Source organism: Porphyromonas sp. COT-108 OH2963 (assembly GCF_000768895.1).
GTDB lineage: Bacteria > Bacteroidota > Bacteroidia > Bacteroidales > Porphyromonadaceae > Porphyromonas_A > Porphyromonas_A canoris.
This window is the reverse complement of the sequence record NZ_JRAP01000006.1, coordinates 43,737-69,180: the sequence shown is the minus strand read 5'-3', so window position 1 is coordinate 69,180 and position 25,444 is coordinate 43,737. Positions and strand designations below refer to the sequence as shown.

Sequence of the window (25,444 nt, the reverse complement as noted above, 5' to 3'; positions counted from 1 at the left end):
GTTTACTTTTCTATTAATACGATTGAACCATTAGCTCCCGGTATGGAACCCTTCACAAGAAGCAAATTGTTTTCTGGAAGGACCTTAACTACTTCCAAGTTCTGCATAGTTACTCTCTTATTTCCTGTCTGACCAGCCATACGAGTACCTTTGAATACTCTTGCAGGAGTAGAACAAGCACCGATAGAACCCGGAGCACGCAAACGGTTGTGCTGACCGTGAGTACTTTGACCCACACCACCAAAACCATGACGTTTCACGACGCCTTGGAAGCCTTTACCTTTAGACTTGCCTATTACGTCAACAAAGCCTGCATTTTCAAAGAAGTCGACAGTAAGGACATCGCCCAACTTGTACTCTTCTTCATAGTTTTTGAACTCGGCCAAGAATCTCTTGGGTGTAACACCACTTTTCTTGAAGTGACCTTGAAGAGGTTTGGATGTGTGCTTTTCCTTCTTGTCCACAAAGCCAAGTTGGATAGCTTCATAACCATCTGTCTCCACAGTCTTCACCTGAGTTACAACACAAGGACCTACTTCGATAACAGTGCATGGTACATTTCTACCCTCGGCACTGAAAACGGAAATCATTCCGATTTTTTTTCCTAATAATCCTGGCATTTCAGTTGAATATATAAATAATGAACATTAAATATTTGTCTTAATCTCGATCTCAACACCACTTGGCAACTCCAAACGCGCCAAAGCATCAACAGTTGAAGGAGTAGCATTCAAGATGTCGATCAATCTCTTAAATGTAGAGAGCTGAAACTGCTCACGGCTCTTCTTGTTTACGAAAGTAGAGCGGTTTACAGTGAATATACGCTTGTGTGTTGGCAATGGAATAGGACCACAGATAGTTACACCTGTTGCACTCACTGCTTTTACGATCTTTTCAGCCGACTTATCTACGAGTTGATGATCGTAAGACTTAATTTTGATTCTTATTACCTGACTCATAATATGTATGATTCAAAAATGAACTATTTCTAATTACTTAATAAGGTCTACACGGCCTTGTACTTCTGTAAGCACCTCTTTAGCGATGTTAGCAGAAACCTCAGCATAGTGAGAGAATGTCATTGTAGATGTTGCTCTACCTGAAGTGATAGTACGCAAAGCTGTTACATAGCCGAACATTTCAGCAAGAGGAGCTTTAGCCTTAACGATTCTTGCTCCGGTACGATGGCTTTCCATACCTTCTACCTGACCTCTACGCTTGTTAAGGTCGCCGATCACATCACCCATACTCTCTTCCGGAGTTACAACCTCTATCTTCATGATTGGTTCAAGAAGTACAGGTCCTGCCTTTTCGGCTGCACTCTTGAACGCCTGAATAGCACAGATTTCGTAAGAAAGCTGGTCAGAGTCCACGGGGTGATAAGAACCATCTATCACGGTTACTTTCAACTTATCAAGCGGATATCCTGCAAGCACACCATTCTTCATAGCGCGAAGGAATCCCTTCTGAATAGATGGAATAAATTCTCTTGGAATGTTACCACCTTTCACTTCGTCAATAAATTGAAGTTCACCTTCAAACTCAGCATCGGCAGGCTCTACGCGAACAATCATATCCGCGAACTTACCACGACCTCCGGTTTGTTTCTTATAAGTCTCACGAAGTTCTACGCTCTTAGAGATAGCTTCCTTGTAAGACACTTGAGGCTTACCTTGGTTACACTCAACCTTAAACTCACGTTTAAGACGGTCAATGATGATCTCAAGGTGAAGCTCACCCATACCGGAGATAACGGTCTGACCTGTCTCTTCGTTTGTTTGAACGGTAAATGTCGGGTCTTCTTCTGCAAGCTTAGAAAGACCAACACCGAGCTTATCAAGGTCTTTTTGAGTCTTAGGCTCTACGGCAATACCGATAACAGGATCGGGGAAGTCCATAGACTCCAACACCATCGGATGTCCTTCTGCACAGAGTGTGTCTCCTGTACGAATATCCTTAAATCCTACACCGGCGCCAATGTCTCCACAACCGATAAAGTCTTTTGGATTTTGCTTGTTAGAGTGCATTTGGAACAAGCGAGAGATTCTCTCCTTCTTGTCGCTTCTTGTGTTATAAACATAAGATCCTGCATCCAACTGTCCGGAATAGACACGGAAGAAGCATAGACGGCCCACATAAGGGTCAGTTGCAATCTTAAATGCCAAAGCACACAAAGGGGCATCAGGCGATGTCGGTCTTACTACTTCTGTATCAGGATCACCCGGAAGAGTTCCCACGATTTCAGGAGTATCTACCGGACTTGGAAGATAAGCACAAACAGCGTTTAGAAGTGTTTGTACTCCCTTATTCTTGAAAGAAGAACCACAAAGCATCGGGTTGATCTGCATTGAGAGTGTTCCCTTACGGAGAGCCACACGAATCTCTTCCTCTGTGATTGTTGATGGATCTTCAAAGTACTTCTCCATGATCGCATCATCAACATCGGCAAGAGTTTCAAGGAGCTTATCTCTCCACTCTTCTGCTTCAGCTTGAAGATCTGCAGGAATATCCTCTATCGAGTAGTCTGCACCCATTGTTTCATCGTGCCACAAGATCGCCTTCATTGTTACAAGATCGACAACGCCTTTGAAAGTCTCTTCGGCTCCGATAGGTATTTGGATAGGACATGGATTGGCACCCAATACATCCTTTAGTTGGCGAACCACTTCAAAGAAGTTGGCTCCGCTACGGTCCATCTTGTTTACATAAGCGATACGAGGCACTTCGTACTTGTCTGCCTGTCTCCAAACTGTTTCGGATTGAGGCTCAACACCACCAACCGCACAGAAAGCAGCCACAGCACCATCAAGAATACGGAGTGAACGCTCCACTTCCACAGTAAAGTCAACGTGTCCCGGAGTGTCGATAAGGTTGATTTTGTACTTATCGCCGTCATAGTTCCAAGATGTAGTTGTTGCTGCAGATGTGATAGTTATCCCTCTTTCCTGCTCTTGTTCCATCCAGTCCATAGTGGCTGCACCATCGTGCACCTCACCAATCTTGTGTGTAAGACCGGTATAGAACAGGATACGTTCAGAGGTTGTTGTTTTACCGGCATCGATGTGAGCCATGATACCGATATTTCTTGTAAGTTCTATTCCTTGTTTTTTTGCCATTGTCTTTTCCTTATCTATTCACAAACTCTACGCAATCTTCGTGCTCTTCATTCCTTTTGTAACCATACCAAAATGAGGCATTAGATATAGAAGTTTTTCTGAATGTTTTCTATTGTTATTACGTGAGCTGTGTCTTTTTCTTTTATATAAGAGTGGAACTTAGAATCTAAAGTGAGCGAATGCACGGTTAGCTTCAGCCATACGGTGCATATCTTCTTTTCTCTTGAATGCACCTCCTTGGTTGTTATAAGCATCTACAATCTCTGCAGAAAGCTTATCCGCCATAGTCTTACCACCTCTTTTTCTTGCGTAGCCGATAAGGTTCTTCATTGAAAGAGACTCTTTTCTTTCGGGACGGATTTCCATAGGCACTTGGAATGTAGCACCACCCACACGGCGGCTCTTCACTTCTACTTGAGGAGTGATGTTATCCAAAGCGATCTTCCAGATCTCAAGAGCAGACTTCTCTTCGTTAGGAAGCTTTGTCTTTACGATCTCTAATGCTGAATAGAAAATATCGTAAGACAAGTTTTTCTTTCCATCGTACATAAGATGGTTTACAAACTTACTTACTTTTACGTCACCGAAAACAGGATCTGGCAACACCTGTCTTTTCTTTGGTTTAGCTTTTCTCATTTTGGTCTAAAAATTTTCGTTTTGTCATTGGTTGTTCCTTCTTCTGTCTTCAACACTACCGCCGTAGCATTTACTCAACCTTGGGAGCCTATCCAATATTACTCAAAACATCGTTTAGTAATAATTGTCTCTTCGTCTTTCGAGCGAAGTAGAAAAGGGGAAATTTTGTTTTGCTCTCTCGTGAGAGCTTTTCTGAAGCCTCCTATGTTATATATGTATAGGAGTTCAAGACAAAGGCGATGGATTACTTAGACGCCTTAGGTCTCTTTGCTCCGTACTTAGAACGACGTTGGGTACGACCATTAACGCCGGCAGTATCCAATGTACCGCGAACGATATGGTAACGAACACCCGGAAGGTCTTTTACACGACCACCACGAACAAGTACGATTGAGTGCTCTTGCAAGTTGTGTCCTTCTCCCGGTATGTAAGAGTTCACTTCCTTACCATTTGTCAGACGCACACGTGCCACTTTACGCATTGCCGAGTTTGGCTTCTTAGGTGTTGTGGTGTACACACGCACACAAACGCCACGACGCTGCGGACAAGAGTCAAGAGCAGGAGACTTTCCTTTCTCTTCGATTGTTTTCCTTCCTTTTCTAACTAACTGTTGAATTGTAGGCATTTTAAAACTGTTTTTATTTCTGTGTTATATCGTATTTGATACTTCTTTTATCGTATCTCCGCCATAGGATACACGATTGAACGCACAAAGGTAAGCATAATTATCTGATTATACAATAAATCAAGCAGATAAATTATTTTCACCCCCCTTATTTCAACTCTTTTGAGAAAAGAAGACTTCCGGAAGGGAGATACTTTTCTCTATCCTGAAGAGAAAAAACGATACTCTTTTTGAGGTAATATACCCCTGTTAAAACTGCTCTAAAACCGCCCTTTCAAGAGAGCGATTTTTATATATTCCATACCGCCGATAGAGCCTCTTTTTACCCTCTCTCTATTTTGATCGGAGGGGTCGTTTTCAGAGCGCGACCGAATTGTTAAATCCGCCCCATTCTATTAACACAAATTCCGATACTCGTTAAGCAAAAACACTAAACGAGCATATTCTTCCGGCTTAACGTGTTTAATTTTTCAATGAACACGTTTACCGATTTCATTAAACACGTTTACCGGATTCGATTAACGTGTTTAGCCAANAGCATATTCTTCCGGCTTAACGTGTTTAATTTTTCAATGAACACGTTTACCGATTTCATTAAACACGTTTACCGGATTCGATTAACGTGTTTAGCCAAAATGATTAAAACACTAACTATCAGCATATTATCTATTTTCACCCTAAAATACCCCTGAAAAGGCAGATTTCTTTATTAGGAAACGTTTACAGGAGGGAGCGTTAAAATTCACATCTATTAACGCGAAAAAGCCCCATGAAACGGACTGAGAAAAAATTTTTTCCAAATTCGCAATTTTTCAAATCTCACTGAAAACAAACAGATTAAGCGACAACCCGAAGGAGATATATTCAGAAAGCAACTGTTTCCAACAGAAATATTCGATATCTCTCAAACTCCGTTTTTATATAAAAATTCCGGCAAAAACAGTCCTCTTTCAAGGCAGGAAAAACCGAATATCGTATGTCCGAATTTAAGCTTTAATGTTGCCGAGAATCGGGAAAAGACAAGACGTAAAAAGAAAGCCCTTTTTACCTCTCCTTCTTTGGCGGCAAACATGAAAGATCTTGACGTTTTGCCACAAAAAAAGAGCTATGCCAAACTTACGCTTGGCATAGCTCTTCTATTGCTAAAGAACAGTTCGGAGCAGCGCGCTCCACCGGTTCTTATTATCTTCTTGTTATGGGAGTTTGTTCCAGAAAGCGATGTTAGAAACACGCTCTATGGTTATCTTTCTGTCTCCTTCACGAACATCGTCAGACTCGGATGCAGGTACGGCATTCACTTTCTTGCCTACCCCTCTCCACTTCAGCATGCTTGCAGGTACACCTCTCTCGATAAGAGCATTGACCACAGCTTGTGCGCGCTTGCGAGAAAGCTCAAGATTGTATGCCTGATTGCCTTGAGCATCGGTATAACCGGTAATAAGGAAGTATTGACCAGACTGCTTTTTCAACATCTTAGCAGCATTATCCAATGCTTTTTCAGATTCCGGTGTGAAGTCGTATCTGTCGAAACCGAAGTTGATATTCTCCAAAAGATTACCTACTTGTGGTTCTGCCTCCACAAAGACCTTCTTCTCTACAATCTTCTCCACGATCTTTTCGACCGGTTTTTCTACCTCCACATATTCTATACGTGGCTGCGGACGCTTGTCTTTGCCTCCGAAGCGGAAAAGGACATTGAGAGAAACCTGTGCAAAGCGAGGAAGCTCCTTGCGTATAGGCATGATATACTCTCCTTGAAGCCCAAGACCCACGCTGTTGTTAAGCCAGGCATTGACACCGGCACCAACTGAGATGGGGAAGAATTGGTTCTTGTCCTCCAACTTATCCTTGCCATTCCAAGTGTCTTTAGACGACCAGCCTGCCTGTCCTGTAGGATCCTGACTGAAACGTCCTATGTTTCTCGCTTGAAAATCTTTCCAAAGATAGTTGGCTCCGACTCTTAAATAGGGCTCTACATACTCGGATCCGAATAGCGGACTAAGTCTGAACTGCAAACCGGGACCTCCCATAAACAAGAAGCTGTGCTTGCCCGACTTTCCTGTCTGTTCGGGGTTGTTGTATGTGATACCCATAGTTCCTTGAAGATCGAGATAGAACCACTTGTTCAGCTCTCTGGCTACGTATAGCTTTGCGCCTCCCATAAGATGATCTACTCTGAAGTTGTAGAAGTAGTCGTCTTGTCTGCTTTCAAATCCGGAGATAGAGACTCTGTTCCAGTTGATAAGAGCACCTCCGACACCTACTTCCCACGCTTTCTTCGCAGGCTTAGCCTCTTGGGCTTGCAGCGTAGTACTGCAGAACCCAAGAGCCAAAGCGGCAAGTGTATATATTGTATATCTTATTTTCATTGTCTTGTTGTTTTATCTATTACATCCTGATGGTGATATCCCACACTTGTTCGTTTATGATCAAGGAAGATCTTGCTGAGGAATAACAATAGGAGCATTTACACCATAGAAGTCTTTGAACTCAAACTTCGGATCTTGAATAGTAGTGATGTAGTATGGAAGAGCTCTATAAGGAGAATATCCGGCACCAAGGATTCTCTCATCCTTCTTAACCTGAGTCAACTGTCCATAACGGTCTCCCTCCAGATAGCTCATTACAGACCAAACACCGCCATCACGTGGTGCAAGAAGCTTGTAAAGAGGATTGTTATCCTTAAGAGAGATATCTGTTTCGGTCGTAACATTGTTGTTTCCTTCTCGCTTGAATGATACGATCTTATACTTGAAGTTGTTTCTGTATGAAGGAGTATCTCTTAACAAGCTGCCCGGAAGTTTGTCTGATGTCCAAACTTTTACAGGAGTTGGTTCCAGTTTGTACTTCAAATAGAAGTCCGGCAAACGGTCTATAACATCAAGTTCTCCCCAGATAGTAGTCTGGCCATGTACGACAGCTATCTTCGATCCGGTAAAGACCGGAGTAGGATGGATTTCCGGAACGTGTATAGGCTCAGGAAGAACCGGCTTCTCTCCGTAGAAGTATCTTTCACCGACAATAGTAAAGTAGTTCTTCTGACCGTTCCACTCATACTGTCTTACTTGCAACACTCTCTTATTATAGTCATGAATTGCAGGATTAGGAAGTGGTCCTGTCTTCTCTATATCCATTAGAACGATAGGACGTATAATCATCACAATGTTCTTATCTCTTGCTTGATTGAAGTCTGCATAGTAACCATCCTTAGATACGAGCCATCTTTTCGTCTCATCGTTGAATGTGATGTTTTCGATCGTTGGAAGTTGAGTAGGATCATTTACTTTACCTGTTCCAAACTCAGGTTTCGGCAACTCTGCCGGATATTCACCCCAAACACCATCTACTTCACGCTCGTACTTGTAATGCACTGCAGTAAAGTGTGCAAAAGGATAGCTACCACCTCCAAGATTGACGTGAGTCTGCTGACGCAGGTAAACAAGGTCTGTGGATATTCTGGTCTTTATCTTGTTTGGTACAAGTGTGTTCTTTGCAGACTCCATGGTTTCTCCTCCAATCTTAACACGAGTAGAACCAAGTCTTTCTGCTTCCGGCTTCTTATATGGCAACTTATCTACCGAAACTTTGAATCGGCCATCGGTATCGGTAACAAACTTTTGTCCCGGCATAGCAGGCATATTATCTACCTCTGTTCCCGCAGGAGCAGGCTTTCCTTCCTTGTCATAAACGATGTACCATACACCGCCATCTTCCGGATCTACATACTCTTTCAAAGATGCATTGTAGTATTGAGCTACGACGTTAGCCTTGCCAGTTACAAGACCGCTGGAATCCTTTCCATTCTCTCCGTCTTTACCATCTTTACCGTCTTTACCATCCTTACCATCTTCACCATTTCTACCACGAAGATAATGCCAGAAGTCTGCAAGGCTTGTCTTTTCGCATGGCCATTCATAGCCCGGATTATGAGGGTCCATAACAGGTGCTGCGCTACCTTCGCAACCGGCTTTTACGGTATCAACCCACATTTCGTAAGCACTCTTACCATTTTCGCCATTCTTGCCATCTTGGCCATTTTGACCGTCTTTACCTCGAGCAGAAACTCCGGTATTTACATCTCCAATCCACCAGTTACCGTCAGGACCGATACGTGGAGAGACTCCATCTTGTCCGTTTTGACCATCTTGACCATTCTGACCATCTTTACCTTTGGCAGGAACACCGGTATTTACATCTCCGATCCACCAGTTACCATCAGGACCGATACGTGGAGAAACACCATCTTGACCGTCTTGGCCATCCTTACCATCTTTACCTTTGGCAGGAACACCGGTGTTTACATCTCCAATCCACCAGTTACCATCAGGACCGATATGTGGAGAGACACCATCTTTGCCGTCTTGTCCATCCTTACCATCTTGACCGTCTTTCCCTTTTGCAGCAACTCCGGTATTCTTATCTCCTATCCACCAGTTGCCGTCAGGGCCGATATGCGGTGTTCTTCCCGCTTCTCCTGTTGCGCCTGTAAGGAATCTCCAGAAGTCAACTACACTATTCTTATTAGCATCCCACTTCTTTCCTGGATTGTGCGGATCATCAACAGTTCCGGTTGCTACCGCTTCCTTCCACTGTTCGTATGCACTTTGACCATTCTTTCCGTCTTTTCCATTCTGACCATCTTTACCTTTCAAAAATTTGAAATAGTCGGCTACGCCTACTTGATCTTTAGGCCAGTTTATAGTACCATCTGCTACTTTCTCTTTCCAAAATTCAAAGGCAGACAAACCTGTATCTCCCTTTGGACCTTTAGGCATTACTACATCTACTTGCGTACATGCCCCCACTATGCTGGTGATGAGCACAAGCAATAGCGACAAATAAAAAAATTGCCTTTTCATGAACTAATTAAATCTATTGAATAATATTTATTGTGTGTGTTTTCTTAAATTCGAGCGCAAAGATAATATATTTGGACACAATAATCAAAAATCAAAATGATAAAAAAACAAAAACAAGACCAATAATTACATAAACAAGCACACTAATATCAAAATAAAGGCAGAAAAATCATCAAAAACAGATTCATCATTTCAAATAAATGCACACAAAAGACAATATAGAGCATATTTTGAATAAAAAATAGGGAGAGGCGTTTTTTATACACCTCTCCCTATCATTATATTCTCTTCAGATGGATCTATTACTTCTTCTTGAGAACAATATTATCCACTCTAAAACCATTTTTATTTTCGGCTCCTTTTGAATTGAATTTAATGGAGATCTTTCCTTCTGTCAGTGTCGGAGCGACTATCTCGACACTCTTCTGCTGATACTCGTTCTGCTTAGGATTGGTGAGAGATACCTTTTGAGTTTTACCTCCTACTATCACTTCCAAAACACTTTCTGTATCCCCCGACTTATTTGTAGCGAGATCGAATGTCAATACAAGTGTATTTGCTTCTCCCGGAACAGAGATATTACCGACTTGGAAGAAGGTATCAGGCTCCTTAGGAAGCCAGATATGCCCATCCAAATGAGAGGTAGCACGAACATCTGCACCGGAGATCTCATAAAGATACCCCTTATCTCTGTTTTCTGTATCTATATACTTCAATAGGTCATCCAACGTTTCAGCTTTATCCTTTGAGCCTTTAGGCATATTGCCGAACCCTTCTTTGAAAAGAGCTCCTTCGGGAGATGGATCCGGATTGACACCTTTTTGAGTGAGAGTAAACTGCAATGTCTCTTCTCCTGCCTGTACACGGATGATTGCTTTACGCTCTTGACTGTCGGTATTGGGAGATGGAGAAACCACAAACTGTCCGTTTCCGGTACCGGAAAGAGGAGATACAGACACCCAGCTTTCCGATGTTGAAGCATTCCAGGCAACACCCTCTCCTGCGGTTACATTCACAGTTATCGGAGAGGTCGAAGCAGCTTCTATCGTAGCTTCGGAAGGAGTTATTGCAAACTCTTTCTTTTCCGGACGCAGTTCGTGAGTACCGCCATCTACATCACTCCATGGTTCTATTACAGTACCCAATTCGTTTACCTCAATATTTCCTTCCGGTGTGATATTCAGCGTAAAGGTGTATCTCTTACCTCTCTCAAAATTCATTCTGCTAAAATCGCAGTGATACTTCTTACCGCCGGTATCGGAAAGATACAGCTTCATCTCCACATCATTTTGAGGGATTAGGACTGAAGAGAACGAGTAGCCGTCTTCAGAGAGCTTCGCCCATACCACCTCTGCTTCTTCATAATCGGAGAATGCTCCATCTTGAAGGTTGAACTGTCCCTTTCTATGGAAGCCGGAGATACCGACAGAAAGAATCTTTACAATTTTCTCTTTAGCCTTCGGAGTGAATACAAACTGTACAAAACTCATTTGATGACGGAAAGAGAGTTTGAACTGAGATGTAGGAGTCATACTGTTTACTCCTTTCAGATTGTTGGCATAAATCAAATCCAAAGCCTTTTGGTCAGACTGATTCGACACATCCAACTTGATCTTCCTCTGATTTACATCTGCTCGGTAAGGATGATAAGCCACGAAATCGACATTCATTCCATCCTCCGGGAGAAGGATCTTATCGCCTTCTGTTTTGGGGACAAATAGTGCCTCTGCTCCACCCTCTGCGGTAATATATGCCGCATTCTCTTTTGCTTCTCCGGCAGCAGGCAGCATATAAACGCCGATTTGATCTTTCGCTTCAAAAGCCGTCTCTGTTGCACGAGAAGTAGAACCGATGATGGACGATTTGAAAGCCACAGGTTCTTTTCCGAAACCATCCGTCGGCATATCCGGCTTGCTGTTACAAGCAGCAAGGGCAAATACGCCCAGAGCTCCTAATAGTAGTTGTTTAAGTTTCATTTTTAATTCATTTTATGGGATTAAAACTCAATAAATACTCTGTATATATCACCAAAGATGATCTTCTATTTTATTCTTCACTTCATCTTTCAAGAATGGGAAAAAGGTAAATCCGGTCTTTCTTTCCACCTCCTTTACCGTACACTTGTATTTCATATAATTATCACCTGAAATCTCGGAAGTATTTTTCATGATAAATCCTATCGTATGAAATTCTCCATGTTTGTCCATCTTAGCCAGCACCTTATAGTAATAGTGCGGAGCAGGACAATCGCGTCCGTCATTATCCTGAGCCATGTGTACCGGTTCGCCATCCTCCATACCGGCTCCGGTAACCACATATAGCGTATCTTTTCCCACTCCATTGGCAACCAGTCCGGCTTGCCATGTTCTGATCTGTCCCTCTAATCTCTGCCAGATCCGCTGGTTCAGATCGCTTGCTTGAGGTGTCATATTGGTTGCATAGAAGGTAGCATCGTTCAGCTTTCGACCTGCTGTCCTGTCTCCGCTTGGGAGTTGATGCCCTCTATCATACTTTATTCCATCCTTGCTCTGATACCCTCTCTTATCAAGACGAGCCTGATACTCTTTCGGGACATCGGGGTCAAAGTCAAAGTTATTCAATCTCTTGAAGTTGCCCAAATAGAATCCGTGGAGAGGATAAGCCACCCAATAGGCAAACTTAAGCTTGGTGTCGAGCAGGAATGTGTAGTTTCTTGCACCATTCAGCTCGGTTGAGAAGTGAGTATGAACGAGCGTATTGGGCAAAGAACGCTTTTGGGGCAGCTCCCGATAACCGACCTTGTCGTCCGGGATAAGTCCTCCCGGCTTAAGATTGATACCATAACTATATTCATATCCCATCTGAAAAGCATGGCTATCCACACGGATATTCCATATATACTCTTTTCCGGAAGGCAGCTTAAACAGCACTCGCATTGCACTACTCTTTTCCGAAGGCAGGATGAACGCTTCGGCTCTCACCTCCGATCCTGTTCCGTCTATCTTGGCCGTAACAGTCTCTCCGGCCGCCGGCTCTATACTCCATGTGCGAGAGAGGAGGTCAAAACGCCCTTTTGTAGGAAATCCCTGCAGAGTTACCTGCAATCCTTCAAGAGAAGAGCCATCGGTAGAGCGCACATTAAAACGCACTTTGGACAACGCATGGCGGAAGACCAGATCCGCTGCACTGCTTTTACTGGTGATACCATTCAGATTATCGGCATATAGAAGATTGATCTGCTCCGGAGCAGACTGATCCGAAACGGAAAGCGAAACACTCTTCTCATCGAGGGGAGTTCTATGCGGATAGTAGGCAAGTATGTCTATCTTCTGCCCTTCCATCAGATGTATCTCGTCCGAACTCGAAGCCGGGCGGAAAATGGCACGGCTGCCGCCTGTCTCATTTATAAACAGATTATTATCTGCTATCAGCTCTCCTTTGTTCCATACAGCTTCCGGACGGCTCATTCTCGTAAAGACTCCGATTTTATCTCCGGATGCCCACTCTCCATCAAGGGCACGTAAACTCTCGTCTGCAAAGTTTGCAGAAAAAGTAAGTCCGATCTGCTCTTTCTTTTGAGGCACTTTAATACCGCTCTCCTGCTTACAAGAAACCGTTCCGAAAGCGACCAAAAAGAGAAGTAGCATGGCTCCACTCAGGGAAGCCCTATGTTCTTCTTTTGTGTACATCATACCTAAAGTATCTTTTTGCCACCATCGCCCTTTTCTTCTATCACAAGCTCTCCATACTTTATATGCTCAAAGATCCACCGACAGGTCGGTGCTTTATCACGAAGGGCGACTATTGTGTAAAACTTTCTGTCTGTTTTCTAATCCTTATTTTCTATTCCGTTTCGTTTCTTCACGCCTTATCTCTTTTCGAGAGACAATAGTAACACTTTTTTCCGTTCTGTTTATGCTTGTATGCGACGTACCATATTCCGTACCCAACTCCTTGGAGCAAATCTTCCCGAAAAGACCAACAGCCGGTTCCATACGCCATGAATGGCAACCACCTGCCCTCTCATCATTGCTTCGTAACCAAATCGCGCCACATCTTGAGGCTCGCTCACCTTTAGATTCCTAAACAGTCCCGAAGCCAAGAGATCGGCTCTCGCCTCAAAGCCCGTCCGTATAGGTCCGGGGCATAGAGCCGTCACGGAAACACCCGTTCCCTCCAGCTCTGTTGCAAGAGCTTCGGAAAAAGAGAGGACAAACGCCTTTGTCGCATAATAAATACTCATGTACGGACCGGGCTGAAAAGCCGCAATGCTGGCAACATTCAGTATCCGCCCCTTCTTGAGCCATACCATCTCCTGTCCGAAAAGATGACAAAGCTCCACCACGGCAGAGATGTTCAGAGCGATCATCTCCTGTTGTTTTTTCAGATCGGAGGTACAAAACGGAGCAAAATCGCCAAACCCCGCATTGTTTACAAGGATCTCTATCTCGAAGCCTTGCTCTCTAACCAGATCGTAAAGCCTGCGAGGAGACTCGACAAGAGCAAGATCCATGGCAACGATATCGGCAGAGACCCCGAAGGACTGCTCTATGTAGAGCTTCAAAGAAAGCAATCTCTCCTCGTTTCTTGCTACCAAAACGAGGTGATGACCATTGCTCGCCATCAGCATCGCAATCTCCATACCAAGACCTCCGGATGCTCCCGTTATCAATGTTCTTCTCTTATCCGACATAAAACAACAGTTTGTATATACGAATGTAAAGAAAAACGATGATACCTTTCCCGAATTTCCTATTTTTAACCTATGTTTCCATTCCGCACCACAGCTCTGTTTTTATATATTTAGTACCAAAAAAAGCTCTCTTTTTTCCCTCTCTCTATTTTGATCGGAGGGGTCGTTTTCAGAGCACGACCAAACTGTTAAATCGGAGCTGTTTTATTAACACAATTTCCGATACCTATTCATCCAAAACGATAAAGCAGTATATTTTGTCGGCTTAACGTATTAAACGAAACCGGTAAACGTATTTACCGATTTCATTTAATACGTTTACCGGTTTCAATTAAAGTATTTAGCCAAAAACATCAAAACTCTCAATATCAACCAATTAAGCATTTTCACCTTAAAATGTACCTAAAAAGGCAGATTTCTTTATTAGGAAATATTCACAGGCGCAGGCATTGAAATTTACACCTATTAACGCGAAAAGCGCCCATGAAACGGACTGAGAAAAAATTTTTTCCAAATTCGCGATTTTCCATATACATTTGAATATAAAAGAGTTAATACACCTCTTCATTTTTTCATGCCCTCCAACCGGGAGAAAAAGCGGAGCAAAAAAGAGGAACTCCGGCTCTCCGTTTTTATATAAAAGTTCTCCTTAAAAGAGCCTAAAAGAGTACCTGAAGAGGGAACATCTCTTCCCTCTTTTACGGAAAATATAACTATCTTCGTGAAGCCTTTACAACAAGGTTTTGTGTCAGGCATCAGACACCTAACAGACAACAAAAGAAGAAAGATATGAGTCACGTACATTTTATATCCTCCAAGCGTAAAAGCATTCGCAAGTTTGCTCCCGTCCCTGTCCCTCAAGAGGCTGTACAGGAGATATTAGAGGTAGGGCTTCGTGCGCCATCCTCGATGAGTACCAACGCCACACGTTTTATTGTAGTAGAAGATAAGAGCACGCTGGAAGCGTTGTCCAAGAGTAAGAAGATGGGCAGTAAGTTTTTGGCAGAAGCTCCGTTGGCTATCGTTGTGGCTGTGGATCTCAATAAGTCGCGCCGTCCGGAAGCAGAAGCCGCCATCGCTGCCACTATGATGCAGCTCGCCGTTACCGATCTGGAGCTTGGCTCATGCTGGATACACGTGGCAGACTCCACCTCTCCCGACGGAGAAGAGAGCGAAGCCGTCGTGAAGAGAGTACTGAACATCCCTCCGAGCATAGGAGTCCTCTGCATCCTTGCACTCGGTGTCCCTGCCAATGATGAAGATCTCGCATTCCGTGATATAGAGATAGACTGGGGACGTGTATCCATAGACACATTTAAGGATATAGAAGACTGATTCCGCTCTCCATGTACACCTTCTGTCTTGTAGGCTCCGGCAATGTCGCCACCCACATAGGGACAGCTCTCTCAAAGGCTAATCTCCGATGTTTGGGCGTGATGAGTGCCACGGCAAAGCACGCAGAAGCATTGGCTCGGAAGCTCGACACCAAAGGAGTAACAAGAGTGGAAGAGCTTCCCCGAACGGCAGACATCTACCTCCTGTCCGTTACGGACACCGCCTTAGCCGCTCTTGCCGGGCAGCTTTGCCGGCATATCTCTCCCGATGCAGTGCTTCTGCACACGGCAGGAAGCATTCCCATGCAGACACTTTCTCCCCATCCCCATATCGGTGTGTTCTATCCGTTGCAGACGTTTTCACGCTCCAGAGCGTTGGATATGTCCGATGTTCCTCTGTTCGTAGAGGCTTCCGACGAAAAAGCAAAGGAGGCTATACAGACACTTGCCTCTGCTCTTCAGAGCAAGCAGATCAGGGAGACCGGTTCCGGAGAACGGCTTATCCTGCACCTCGCAGCGGTTTTTGCCTGCAACTTTTCCAATAATATGCTGCACTCCGCAGCCCTTCTGCTCAAGAGGTATGGGCTGGAAGAGACCCTTCTGAACCCTCTCATACAAGAGACCATGGCTAAAGCGATGGAGATGGGAGCGGATAAGAGCCAGACCGGACCGGCGGTAAGAGGAGACCGTAACGTGCTTTCGCGCCACCTTTCACTGCTGGAAGAGGAGGGCTTGCCTTCGCTTACCGAAGTGTATAGGAGCGTTAGCCATAACATCCAACAGTTGTCGCACCACACAAAAGATTCAGATGAGTAGAATTTTAGAAGACCTAAGACCATTCAAAGCAGTCATATTCGATGTCGATGGAGTACTTTCCAAGACCACCATCGATATGGATGAGAGTGGCATTCCAAAGCGTACCGTGAATGTTCGAGATGGCTATGCCATCAAGCAAGCCACAGATCAAGGGCTCATTTTAGGTATCATCACAGGAGGCTATTCTCCCTCCCTGCCGTTGCGATACAATGCACTCGGCATGACGCACGTCTATATGAAAGCCTCCAACAAGACAGAGCAGTGGGAAGACTTCTTACAAAAGACCGGGCTACAGCCTCATGAGGTGATCTATGTAGGCGATGATATTCCGGACATACCGGTAATGTCGCGTAGCGGACTCGCCGTTGCACCTGCCGATGCTGCTCCTGAAGTGAAAGCAATAGCGCACTACATCTCTCCGGTGGAAGGAGGCATGGGAGTTGCCAGAGACGTATTGGAACAGTTGATGAAAGCCAAAGGGCTATGGCTAACCGGGGATGCCTTTGGATGGTAAATATAGAATAACAAAATATGCCACGTACTAAGATAATACTTGGAAGCAGCTCCCCAAGAAGAAAAGATCTTCTTCGGAAAATGGGGTATAAGATAGAGGTTCGCACCGCACCCTGTCAAGAGGACTTTTCTCCCGAGATGGACCCAAGAAAAGTCCCTGAATTTTTGGCAGAGAAAAAGGCTCGTGCCATAGGTCCGTTGGTTTCAAAAGACGAGCTGCTCATTACGGCAGACACGATAGTCCTCCTCGATGGAGAGATCATAGGCAAACCGAAAGATAAAGAAGACGCTGTACGCATCCTCTCGCTCCTGTCCGGGAAAATGCACGAAGTGATTACCGGCGTGGTGCTATCCTATAAAGGGAGGGTCTGTAAGACAAGTGCCGTGACAAAAGTATATTTTCGCCCCCTCTCCCAAGAGACCATCCGCTACTATGTGGACGCCTACTCCCCTCTGGACAAAGCCGGTGCATACGGCATACAAGAGTGGATAGGGCTCATAGCGGTAGAGAAAGTGGAAGGATCTTTCTACAATGTGATGGGGCTGCCAACCTCTCTACTCCGTCATGAGATAGAGAAATGCCTTTCCGGGGTATCCAAGTAAAAAGCAGGCAAAACCTCTAAAAGGCTATTATTCAACATTATTTTGTACCTTTGGGAGGATGTTTTGCCACGAGGCTCAAACATAGAATCGTATATTCCATAACACATAAAACTTATAAGAACATGAAGATTAAACAGCTCACAAGCTTAGTGTTGGCAGCTCTTATGGGAGTAGCCATGTTTGCTTGTACGCCTTCGGAGAAATCGACGTCCGAAAAAGACAACATCATTAAAGTCGAAGTCCCGGAAAGACCGGCAGGTCAGGAGCACGTATTGGAGCTTGCCACCGAACCGCTTCCTACCGTAAGAGTCGGATTTATAGGACTTGGTATGAGAGGCCCCGGTGCCGTATATCGCATGATGAACATACCGGGAGTGGAGATCGTGGCACTATGCGACGTAGAGCAGGATCGTGTAGAGAAGGTCAATGCAAAGCTTGTGGAAGCAGGCTTGCCCAAGGCTCAAGAATTTTATGGAGACACTGCGGTATGGCGTAAGCTCTCTGCAATGGAAAATCTGGATCTTATCTACATCGCCACAGACTGGTCTTCACACGCGAAGATGGGTGTTCAGGCGATGAACGATGGCAAGCACGTGGCTATCGAAGTACCTGCTGCGATGACCATGGAAGAGATTTGGGATCTTATCAACACTTCCGAACGCACAAGGAAACACTGTATGCAGCTTGAAAACTGCGTATATGACTTCTTCGAGCTTACTACTCTGAACATGGTTCAACAAGGTCTGCTTGGTGAGGTGATACATGGCGAAGGCGCGTATATCCACTCTCTGAACGACTTCTGGAGCGCATACTGGAACGACTGGAGACTGGACTACAACCGCAAGCACAGAGGCGATGTATATCCTACACACGGTCTCGGCCCGGTTTGTCAGGCGATGAACATTCACCGTGGAGATAAACTCAACTACCTTGTCAGCATGGACACAAAGCCTTTGCAGATTCCGGCTCTTATCAAAGAGAGAACAGGAGAAGAGGTAAAAGACTTCCGCAACGGCGACCATACGATGACAATGATCCGCACCGAAAAGGGTAAGACCATCATGATTCAGCATGACGTTGCTTCTCCAAGACCATATAACCGTCTGTATCAAATCTCCGGGACAAAAGGATTTGCCAATAAATATCCCACTCCGGGCTTTGCTCTTAGCGGAAAGGATCTGGATAAGGAGACTACCCTGAACCACGAAGATCTCGACACACACAACTTTGTTCCGGACGAAGTACGCAAGCAGTTGATGGAAAAATACCGCCACCCGATCGTGGATGTAGAACTTGAAGAGACTGCAAAGCGTGTCGGAGGACACGGTGGTATGGACTTCATCATGGACTATCGCTTGATCTACTGTCTACAAAAGGGTCTTCCTTTGGATATGGACGTGTACGACCTTGCAGAGTGGTGCTGTCTGATTCCGCTTACAGAGATTTCTCTCGACAACGGTTCTGCTCCGGTAGAGATTCCGGACTTTACTCGCGGTCACTGGAATAAGCTATCCAAGCTGGAGTTTAAGAAGTAAACCTCTAAAATATCTGCGGATTCGACACTCCGTATTCGCAAACAGAAGAGAGGGCTATCCGATATTTTCATCGGGTAGCCCTCTCTTTTTATGGTTGTATCCGCTGCGCAATTATTTTCTTATCCCGTTCAAAACTTTCTCTTATAGTAATAAAAAAAGAGTCTGAACAGATTCAAACAAGAAAATCAAGGTTGGAACAGCAAGATTCAAGACCTGAATTGCAGAAAGTGAGCCTTGATTTTTACCATTCAAGCCTTGAAGTGAGGATTTGATAAGGTTCAAAGAGACTTTTTTACCTGTTCAGAAGAAGTTTTATATGCTCTCAGACCCTTTTTTCATCATGGAATGAGAGAAAAAGAGAAGAGCAAACCGGCAAGAAAGCTACTATCCAAGAGAGGAAACAAAGCTCTTTTGTCCGAAGGCTGTTTACCCTGCAAGGCTTTTCTCTTCCCGCCTTGCTCCTATAGAAATTGTTTGTATTTTTGTAACATATTTGGGACACCCCATATATTCTACATATACCTATTAAAATCTGAATATGAGTAAAGAACGAGATTTTCTGATCTTCTCAGGAACAAACTCCCGATACTTGGCAGAAAAAATATGTCAAAGCCTCGGTTGTGAACTTGGAAAGATGCAAGTAGACCGATTCGCAGACGGAGAATTCAGTGTCTATTATGAAGAGTCCATTCGTGGAAAAGATGTCTATTTGGTACAGAGTACGGTACCGACATCGGATAATCTTATGGAGCTTTTGCTGATGATAGATGCGGCAAAGCGTGCAAGTGCCCACTATATCGTGGCTGTCATCCCTTACTTCGGTTGGGCGCGTCAAGACCGTAAGGATAAACCTCGTGTCTCCATCGGTGCCAAGCTGATAGCCGATATGCTTTGTGCTGCCGGAATATGTCGCTTGATCACCATGGACCTTCATGCCGATCAGATTCAGGGATTCTTTAATGTCCCTGTGGATCACCTTTACGCATCGAATGTCTTCTCCAACTACATTCAGGAGACATTGAGCATGGACAATCTCGTTATCGCAACTCCGGATGTGGGTGGTACCAAGCGTGCCAACTCTTATGCCCGCTATCTGGGAGTCCCAATGGTTATCTGCCACAAGAGCAGGCTTAAAGCCAATGAGGTTGCAGAGATGCGCATCATAGGGGAAGTAGAAGGAAAAGATGTTCTGCTTATCGATGACATCGTAGACACAGCAGGAACAATCACCAAGGCAGCCAACCTCATGCTGGAAAATGGAGCGAAGAGCGTCCGTGCGATAGCCAGCCACGCCGTGATGAGCGACCCGGCAACCGAACGTGTTGCAGCGTCTGCCTTGTCGGAAATGATCTTCACAGACTCCATTCCATACCGTAAAGAGTGCCATAATGTACGCATCCTCAGCGTTGCGGATATGTTTGCGGAAGCCATCAAGCGGGTATCCTGCCACGAGTCTATAAGCTCATTGTACAACATCTAAGTGTGTCCGATGTTCCTTAAAGGAGTAGAGAAAAATAGAACAAAAGAGAAGAGCGAAAGGGCAAGCCTCTTTCGCTCTTCTCTTTTACGGTGGTACTCGGAAAACGGTAGAGATCTGCCTTGGAGACAGACCCAAGATCCGTACAAGATATGGATATCCGAGATCATCCTCCAACAGACACAGGTAAAGCAGGGATGGGGTTACTATCTCCGTTTTGTAGAGCGTTATCCGACAGTCCGATCGCTTGCGGAAGCTCCCGAAGAGGAGGTCTTACATCTGTGGGAAGGGTTGGGCTATTACTCTCGTGCGCACAACATGATGGAGGCAGCAAGGCAGATCTGCAACGAGAAAGGGGGCATCTTTCCCTCCACATACCGAGAGCTGCTCACGCTTAAAGGTGTGGGGGCATACACCGCTGCAGCTATTGCATCCATTGCATTCGGTGAAGCTGTTGCCGTAGTGGATGGGAATGTTTATCGAGTGCTTTCCCGCTTCAACGGCATAGATACTCCGATAGACACCACAGCAGGGAAAAAGCTCTTTGCAGATATGGCTCAGGAGTACATGGATGAGAATGAACCTGCTCTCTATAACCAGGCAATCATGGATTTTGGGGCATTGCAATGTCGCCCTAAAGGGACTGTCTGCGAAGAGTGCCCCTTAGAGCGTGAGTGTCTGGCTCGCAAAGCGGATCTGGTGGATCTTCTGCCCAGAAAGGAGAAGCGTGTGGCGGTAAAGGAGGAGAGCATCCGGTACCTTCTCTGCTTCTCTCAAGATGGGGAGCTGATAGTGCGGCAGCGAGACAAGAAGAGTATCTGGAAGGCGTTGCATGAGTTTCCGACGCTCTCTCCGGAGGATACAGACTCTCCGGGATATGAGCTGTTATGGGAGACGACACACCAGCTGACACACCGCAGACTGAACATACAGATATATACTTCGGAGCAGAAAAAGGAAGAACTGCCAATGCCTCCGTTCTTTTCCATTCCCCTTGAGTCGCACAACAGAATAGCTTTTCCAAAACCGCTGAGAGAGTTTCTGGACAGACACTTTCCACTACACCTCTCTTCGGAATAGGATAGATTTCCCCTATATAAGATTCAGCATCTAATGCATAAAATAGTATCTTTGTGGAGTATGAGAGTTTTATTCGAGAACTAACAGTCTCAAAACAACAGAACAACCTATGAAAAAAGCATATTTGATACTCCTTTCCGCTCTTGTGGTACTGATGTTTCAAGGCTGCAATTGGCTATTCAGAGGCGGACGATTCGAGGAAGGGAAGATACATATCCCCCATTACGTGTTGGGCTATCTGGATAATGCAAAAAATCTGGAAGCGACCTATTACTCCTATGAGAACTCCATCAACATCCGATGGGCACATAGCGTGCTGGTTTTGGGCTGGGATTCCAAAGGTGAAGATCTCGCCGGATACAAGGCGTTATGCAATAAAAACAAGGATACAAAGTACGATGCTCTTACCTATACTATCAAAGGAGATGCTTTCCGATCCTTTGGTCGCAGCTACAGATACTACTATAACTCAAATGCCATTACCGGGATAAACGTAACAAGTGACGCGGCATGGGACGATGCTCATCCGGCAGGAGCTTCTCTGAATGATATTATAATCTTCTACTCCAATGCTCTTGATCCGTTTATCCAATCGGGGTATAAGGAAGAGTTTGCCTGGGATGAGAAGAAACAAAAATTCGAGCCGATCAAAAAAGAAGACCCTAATGTGGAAGAGCTTGCAGGCAGGATAGAGTGTTTATTGTCCAAGTTCGACTTCTCCTCTTGCCGTCTTCTTGGCTTGGGCGAGATGACGCTATGCCGTCTGAAGATCGCCCCAAAACCGACAAAAGAGCTGAAACACATCATCAAGATAGAGATTCTGTTTGAAGACGGAACGAAGACATTCAAACAGCTCAGTATCAATTTCCCGACAGAGAAACGCTCCTGAAATTCGACCATTACGGCTTCCGGCTCTTTGCTCCTCTCTTTCTATTGCGCTTGTAAGAGTGTCTGTAAACGATGTAACCTGAGATAAGAATAAAGGTAAAAAGGAGTCCGAACAGAAAGATAAAGAGATCCGAGAAAGGCCCGATCACCGGATTGTATGCACGCCCAACGTGTATCTCCAAAGCAGTATGCCATAGTGAGAGTCTTCCTTTTTTAAGGATCTCCGGCATCTCTGCAAAGGCTGATCCGTCCGATGTTTGCGCTCCGGTATTATAGCTGAACACAATCTCTTTGCCGGCAGAAAAGTCTCTACTGTATCCGCTGACCTGATTATTAAATACAGGTCTGCCTGCAGGCTTTCTCTTTTTCGGTACCACCTCTCCGGTCTGACGGTCCGTGATAACACCATTGACCCTGTCCCAGGAAAAAAGTCCACTGAAAGATCCCACCGTCCAGCCGTTTGGAGCAGGCTCCATACAGTTTATACCCATCACGCTGACGGGAGGAGTGTAAGCGACAGGGCGAGGAACAGCATCCAAAGAAGCAAGAGAGAAAAATCCGGAAGAGGTGTACAACAGCCAGTCGGAAGTGTTGGCATCGTAACGCAAATTGCGCAGTTTGTCCCTCCAAGGGTTAGGATCGTCCAGCACAGAGCCGGGCAGAGGTTTCACGTCAGAGCGGATAATGGCAATCAGAAGCGGAGGACGCAAAAAAGTACCCGTAATGCCCAGAACAAGGAAGAGCACCAAGAAGAGTGCGCCAACCTTATTGTGCCACTTGATAGAGAGCTTGAGAGCATTCATTGCAGGTTTTATCGCCAGCTGTTTCTTGCGTCTGTAACGAACGAGTTTCGGGATGAAGGTGAATGCTATCCCGGTCAAGCACATCACTATAAGCAGTACCCCAAGAAAATCAACCAATAGCTGTCCCGGCAGACCGAATAGCTCGCCACTGTGTAGCAGCCAAAATGTACGGAACAGAGAGGTTTTCGCAACGTATCCTTCCGGCTCTTTGATTTCGTGAGAGTGAAAAGAGAGGTAAGGATAAGCGGCATGATACACCTTTGAACGGGTCAGCACAACCAGCGTATCACCTTTGACCGTGAGGTCGGATATACGTTCATCTATCCCTGCACGTGCTGTGAGATTTTCCCATCGGTTATCTGCGCCAAGTCTGTACAGATCGAATGTGGTGATTGCATACCGCTGCTCATCCGGTGTGGATACTACTCTGTTCACGATTCTATTATCTGCGCCCGTGAGAAGACCGGCATTAAACGCCGCAAAGGAGCGATGCAACGTATCGGACAACAACATCCCGGCAGTGCCGTAGAGCAGTACGGAGTCTCCACCAAGCCTGATAGTCCCTTTCACTGCTCCGTTGTTCCAGTTGGTATAACCATAACTCGCCGGCAGTGCCGATCTTGGAATATCTATGCGTGAAACCGCTCTCCGGTGATTGAGAACAATGCCGGAAAGAGCAGACAGAATAATAAAGAAGCAAACAAACAGCCCTATCCATTTGTGGTACTTCTTAAAAGCCCTGTTCATATCAGTAGAAATCTGTTTTTAGATGAGTATCTGTTTTCGTGCAAAAGTAGCAAATAAATCTCTCGAAAAGCTGTAACATAAATCACGATAAACAATAAAGAAGTCTCCTATATTTGCATAAACAAACACTCAAACCAATTAGAATTATGGAAAAAAGAGCAACATTTCCCTCTGCAACCGTATTTGGTCTTTCTAACGAAATCGAATACTCCGAAGGAGGAATCATAAGCAAGCAGATACTCAAAAACGATGTAGGCAACGTTACACTCTTCTCATTCGACAAAGGACAAGGACTAAGCGAACACACTGCACCCTTTGACGCTTTGGTACAGATCATAGAAGGAGAAGCAGAGATACGTATAGGCGGAAAACCTCATAGCGTGAAAGCCGGTGAGATCATCATCATGCCTGCCAACGTTCCGCACGCTCTGCAAGCGGTGGAAAGCTTTAAGATGGTTTTGACAATGATTAAAGGAAAGTAAACCATGAGCGAATATATCAACAACTCATCCCAAAGAAAAGAGATGCTCAAGCATCTTATCCTCGAACTTCACCGAGGTACAGCACCCGAACAAGTGAAGAAAAGACTCATGGAGATGCTGAAAGCCGTTCCCTACAACGAGGTTGTGGAGGTAGAGCAAGAGCTGATAGCCGAAGGTCTCCCTGAGAGTGAGATCTTGAAGTTATGCGATATACACGCCGCAGTACTCGATGGCAGCATAGACACTTCACACGCTAAGAATGTTCCTCCGGGGCATCCGGTAGACACGTTCAAGCAAGAAAACAGAGCGTTGGAAGCTCGGATAGTGAAGATAGAAGAGATACTGGAAAATCTGCCCAAACTCGATCCAAACGATTGGGAAAAGAGTCTCTTGCAGATACATGCACTCTTTAACGAACTCTCCGATGTAAATAAACACTACCTCCGAAAAGAGTACGCCCTCTTCCCTTACCTCGAAAAAGCCGGCATTACAGGGCCTCCAAAAGTAATGTGGGGCAAGCATGACGAAACTCGTGCCTACCTTAAAGCCGCACACGAACTATTGGGTCGCAAACCGATGCCTACCATTCAGGAGTTTTGCGCAGCAGTACCGGACGTTATCGTACCCGCTATTGAGGCAATACAAGGAATGATCATGAAAGAGGAAGAGATCCTGCTCCCGATGTGCATGGACACCCTTTCGGAAAAAGAGTGGTACAGCATCTATGTCGAAACACCCCAGTTCGGCTTCTGTCTTTATGACCCTACAACCGAATGGCAACCCACGGAAGAAGTAGCAAACGAACCCACTTACCTTTCCGGTGATGCCATAAGACTGTCATCCGGTAGCTTCGATATGAAAGAGCTCGAAAGCCTCTTCGTTACCCTACCGATAGATATCACCTTTGTGGACAAAGAGGATAAAGTAAAGTTCTTCTCCCATAGTCCGAAGCGTGTCTTTGAGCGTAACCGTTCCATCATAGGCAGGGATGTCCGAATGTGTCATCCTCCTCACAGCGTTCACATAGTAGAACAAATCATCAACGACTTCAAGTCCGGAGCCGAGAACAAAGCCGCTTTCTGGCTCTCCAACTTCATGGGCAGATTTATCTATATAGAGTACACCGCTCTGCGAGGAACAGATGGAGAGTATCTCGGAGTAGTGGAAGTAACGCAAGATATTACCGAACTGCGCAGACTGGAAGGCGATCAACGCCTGCTATCATACTCGGAGAAGTAAGCTATTCATAATAAAAAAA

Annotated in this window: 21 protein-coding genes; 10 read left to right on the top strand and 11 right to left on the bottom strand. The window is 45.1% G+C overall.

Annotation, left to right across the window (positions count from 1 at the left end; translation table 11 throughout):
- Window positions 1–2: 2 nt before the first annotated feature.
- The 10 genes from rplC to HQ39_RS02190 form a co-directional block, all read right to left on the bottom strand.
- Window positions 3–620, bottom strand: a complete 618-nt coding sequence (gene rplC, locus HQ39_RS02235; RefSeq protein WP_052079362.1) for a 50S ribosomal protein L3 — start codon at window positions 618–620, stop codon at window positions 3–5.
- A 27-nt stretch (window positions 621–647) separates the two neighbouring features.
- Entirely contained in the window at window positions 648–959 is a 312-nt protein-coding gene (rpsJ, locus tag HQ39_RS02230) for a 30S ribosomal protein S10 (protein ID WP_036789519.1), read from the bottom strand.
- A gap of 33 nt (window positions 960–992) precedes the next feature.
- A complete protein-coding gene (gene fusA / locus HQ39_RS02225) occupies window positions 993–3,116 on the bottom strand; it encodes an elongation factor G (RefSeq protein ID WP_036863354.1) in 2,124 nt (707 codons plus the stop codon).
- 159 nt (window positions 3,117–3,275) lie between these two features.
- Window positions 3,276–3,752, bottom strand: coding sequence for a 30S ribosomal protein S7 (gene rpsG / locus HQ39_RS02220; protein ID WP_036789512.1), 477 nt, complete (start codon window positions 3,750–3,752; stop codon window positions 3,276–3,278).
- A 244-nt stretch (window positions 3,753–3,996) separates the two neighbouring features.
- Window positions 3,997–4,377 carry a 30S ribosomal protein S12 gene (rpsL, locus tag HQ39_RS02215; RefSeq protein ID WP_036789510.1) on the bottom strand — a complete coding sequence of 127 codons (381 nt, stop codon included), beginning with the start codon at window positions 4,375–4,377 and terminating at the stop codon, window positions 3,997–3,999.
- Between the two features lie 1,193 nt (window positions 4,378–5,570).
- The gene (locus HQ39_RS02210; protein WP_036789508.1) at window positions 5,571–6,746 is read right to left on the bottom strand and encodes an OmpA family protein; all 1,176 of its coding nucleotides are present in this window, start codon (window positions 6,744–6,746) and stop codon (window positions 5,571–5,573) included.
- A gap of 60 nt (window positions 6,747–6,806) precedes the next feature.
- The gene (locus HQ39_RS02205; protein WP_052079361.1) at window positions 6,807–9,236 is read right to left on the bottom strand and encodes a hypothetical protein; all 2,430 of its coding nucleotides are present in this window, start codon (window positions 9,234–9,236) and stop codon (window positions 6,807–6,809) included.
- A gap of 302 nt (window positions 9,237–9,538) precedes the next feature.
- Window positions 9,539–11,212: a fimbrillin family protein gene (locus HQ39_RS02200; protein ID WP_036863351.1), complete on the bottom strand. Its 1,674-nt coding sequence runs from the start codon at window positions 11,210–11,212 to the stop codon at window positions 9,539–9,541.
- A 48-nt stretch (window positions 11,213–11,260) separates the two neighbouring features.
- Window positions 11,261–12,907, bottom strand: coding sequence for a DNA/RNA non-specific endonuclease (locus HQ39_RS09135; protein WP_052079360.1), 1,647 nt, complete (start codon window positions 12,905–12,907; stop codon window positions 11,261–11,263).
- Between the two features lie 221 nt (window positions 12,908–13,128).
- Entirely contained in the window at window positions 13,129–13,908 is a 780-nt protein-coding gene (locus HQ39_RS02190) for an SDR family NAD(P)-dependent oxidoreductase (RefSeq protein WP_036846865.1), read from the bottom strand.
- 789 nt (window positions 13,909–14,697) lie between these two features.
- Between HQ39_RS02190 and HQ39_RS02180 the strand changes: the two genes are divergently transcribed.
- The 8 genes from HQ39_RS02180 (at window position 14,698) to HQ39_RS02145 (ending at window position 22,155) form a co-directional block, all read left to right on the top strand.
- On the top strand, window positions 14,698–15,243 hold the full coding sequence (locus HQ39_RS02180) for a nitroreductase family protein (RefSeq protein WP_036789492.1): 546 nt from the start codon (window positions 14,698–14,700) through the stop codon (window positions 15,241–15,243).
- An 11-nt stretch (window positions 15,244–15,254) separates the two neighbouring features.
- Entirely contained in the window at window positions 15,255–16,058 is an 804-nt protein-coding gene (locus HQ39_RS02175; protein ID WP_036863346.1) for a Rossmann-like and DUF2520 domain-containing protein, read from the top strand.
- On the top strand, window positions 16,051–16,572 hold the full coding sequence (locus HQ39_RS02170) for a KdsC family phosphatase (protein WP_036789483.1): 522 nt from the start codon (window positions 16,051–16,053) through the stop codon (window positions 16,570–16,572). The genes HQ39_RS02175 and HQ39_RS02170 overlap by 8 nt, the downstream gene beginning before the upstream one ends.
- A 17-nt stretch (window positions 16,573–16,589) precedes the next feature.
- Window positions 16,590–17,174 carry a Maf family nucleotide pyrophosphatase gene (locus tag HQ39_RS02165; protein ID WP_036863343.1) on the top strand — a complete coding sequence of 195 codons (585 nt, stop codon included), beginning with the start codon at window positions 16,590–16,592 and terminating at the stop codon, window positions 17,172–17,174.
- Between the two features lie 122 nt (window positions 17,175–17,296).
- The gene (locus HQ39_RS02160; RefSeq protein ID WP_036789481.1) at window positions 17,297–18,709 is read left to right on the top strand and encodes a Gfo/Idh/MocA family protein; all 1,413 of its coding nucleotides are present in this window, start codon (window positions 17,297–17,299) and stop codon (window positions 18,707–18,709) included.
- A gap of 538 nt (window positions 18,710–19,247) precedes the next feature.
- Complete coding sequence (locus HQ39_RS02155) at window positions 19,248–20,189, top strand: ribose-phosphate pyrophosphokinase (RefSeq protein WP_036789478.1); 942 nt, start codon at window positions 19,248–19,250, stop codon at window positions 20,187–20,189.
- A 9-nt stretch (window positions 20,190–20,198) separates the two neighbouring features.
- Window positions 20,199–21,266: an A/G-specific adenine glycosylase gene (gene mutY, locus HQ39_RS02150; protein ID WP_036863341.1), complete on the top strand. Its 1,068-nt coding sequence runs from the start codon at window positions 20,199–20,201 to the stop codon at window positions 21,264–21,266.
- A gap of 109 nt (window positions 21,267–21,375) precedes the next feature.
- Window positions 21,376–22,155, top strand: a complete 780-nt coding sequence (locus HQ39_RS02145; RefSeq protein WP_036863338.1) for a hypothetical protein — start codon at window positions 21,376–21,378, stop codon at window positions 22,153–22,155.
- 10 nt (window positions 22,156–22,165) lie between these two features.
- On the opposite strand, the gene HQ39_RS02140 is transcribed toward HQ39_RS02145, so the two are convergent.
- A complete protein-coding gene (locus HQ39_RS02140) occupies window positions 22,166–23,704 on the bottom strand; it encodes a PepSY-associated TM helix domain-containing protein (RefSeq protein WP_036789469.1) in 1,539 nt (512 codons plus the stop codon).
- A 146-nt stretch (window positions 23,705–23,850) separates the two neighbouring features.
- Here HQ39_RS02140 and HQ39_RS02135 point away from each other — a divergent pair, with 146 nt between their 5' ends.
- Window positions 23,851–24,186: a cupin domain-containing protein gene (locus tag HQ39_RS02135; RefSeq protein WP_036846882.1), complete on the top strand. Its 336-nt coding sequence runs from the start codon at window positions 23,851–23,853 to the stop codon at window positions 24,184–24,186.
- A 3-nt stretch (window positions 24,187–24,189) separates the two neighbouring features.
- Window positions 24,190–25,425, top strand: a complete 1,236-nt coding sequence (locus HQ39_RS02130) for a DUF438 domain-containing protein (RefSeq protein ID WP_036863334.1) — start codon at window positions 24,190–24,192, stop codon at window positions 25,423–25,425.
- Window positions 25,426–25,444: the final 19 nt, after the last annotated feature.